Origin of the sequence: Vibrio sp. 10N.247.310.17 (assembly GCF_041466605.1) — a bacterium.
Lineage (GTDB): Bacteria > Pseudomonadota > Gammaproteobacteria > Enterobacterales > Vibrionaceae > Vibrio > Vibrio tasmaniensis_A.
This window is the reverse complement of the sequence record NZ_JBFSTC010000225.1, coordinates 1-1,243: the sequence shown is the minus strand read 5'-3', so window position 1 is coordinate 1,243 and position 1,243 is coordinate 1. Positions and strand designations below refer to the sequence as shown.

Annotated in this window: 1 protein-coding gene; it reads left to right on the top strand. The window is 43.8% G+C overall.

Annotation, left to right across the window (positions count from 1 at the left end; translation table 11 throughout):
• Positions 1 to 62: 62 nt before the first annotated feature.
• Positions 63 to 1,213, top strand: a protein-coding gene (locus tag AB6D80_RS25005; protein ID WP_371705204.1) for an IS3 family transposase whose coding sequence is annotated in 2 segments (ribosomal slippage) — positions 63 to 306 and positions 306 to 1,213 — 1,152 coding nt in all. Because the reading frame shifts where the segments join, the coding sequence is not laid out codon by codon here.
• Positions 1,214 to 1,243 lie beyond the last annotated feature (30 nt).

Below are 1,243 nucleotides of genomic sequence, written 5' to 3'. Positions count from 1 at the left end.
TGATCCGCACCAGAAGTTTTGGACACTGAGTTAAGTGAGTACAATCACTAACGAGGTGAACAATGACAACTAAGAAAACACGAATTAAACATGCTCCTGAATTTAAAGCCGAAGCGCTTAAGTTAGCAGAGAAAGTCGGTGTCGCTGCCGCCGCACGACAGCTTTCACTATATGAATCTCAAATTTATGGGTGGCGTAAAGCCGTCAAAAAAGATGCGAAAATCAGCGATAGAGAAAGAGAACTCGCCACTGAAAATGCCAAGCTCAAGCGATTATTAGCAGAGCAAGCTGAAGAGCTAGATATCGTAAAAAAGGCCGCCACCTACTTCGCGAAAAATCTAAAATAGATTGCTATGAGTTTATGCTCGAACACCTGATGCAATATAGGATTATCCGTATGGCTAAGGTGTTTGGGGTTTCTCGAAGTGGGTTTTATTATTGGATTGATAATCGCCATAAAGTCACTCAACGCAACGAGCACCGCAAGCAGCTTGATAACAAAGTTCGAGAAGTCTTTGATGATAAAAAGGAACGCGACGGTGCAAGGCGCATTCAAAAAGAACTTGAGGCAAATGGTAATAAGCACGATGTAAAAACCATTGCCGCGAGCATGAAGCGCCAGAGCTTAGTCGCGAAGGCCGCCCGTAAGTTCAAATGTACGACAGACAGTAAGCATAGACTTCCTGTAGCCCCGAATTTGCTTGAGCAAGACTTTAATGCGACAGCACCAAACCAAAAATGGGCTGGAGATATCACTTATCTAGCGACAAGCGAAGGCTGGATGTATTTAGCCGTTGTTATCGACTTGTACTCACGGCAAGTAGTTGGTTGGTCAATGAGTACCAGAATGACCGCAACTCTGGTCTGTGATGCGCTATCAATGGCATTGTTCCGCAGAGGTATGCCAGAAGAAGTGATTATCCATAGTGATAGAGGTAGCCAATATTGTTCAAAAGACTACCGCGACTTAATCGCAGCTCATAATCTAAAGCAAAGTATGAGTAGGAAGGGAAATTGCTGGGACAACGCTTGTGTTGAAAGCTTTTTCCACTCAATGAAAGTAGAAGCCGTCCAATACGAGCCGATAATGACCCGAGAAGAGATGCGTCAAGCACTCTTTGAATACATCGAAGTTGATTATAATCGAACAAGAAGGCACAGTGCTCTTGGGTATCTAAGCCCAGTTAACTTTGAAAAACAATATGTCGCTTAATGCGGTGTCCAGTCTTACTGGAGCAGATCA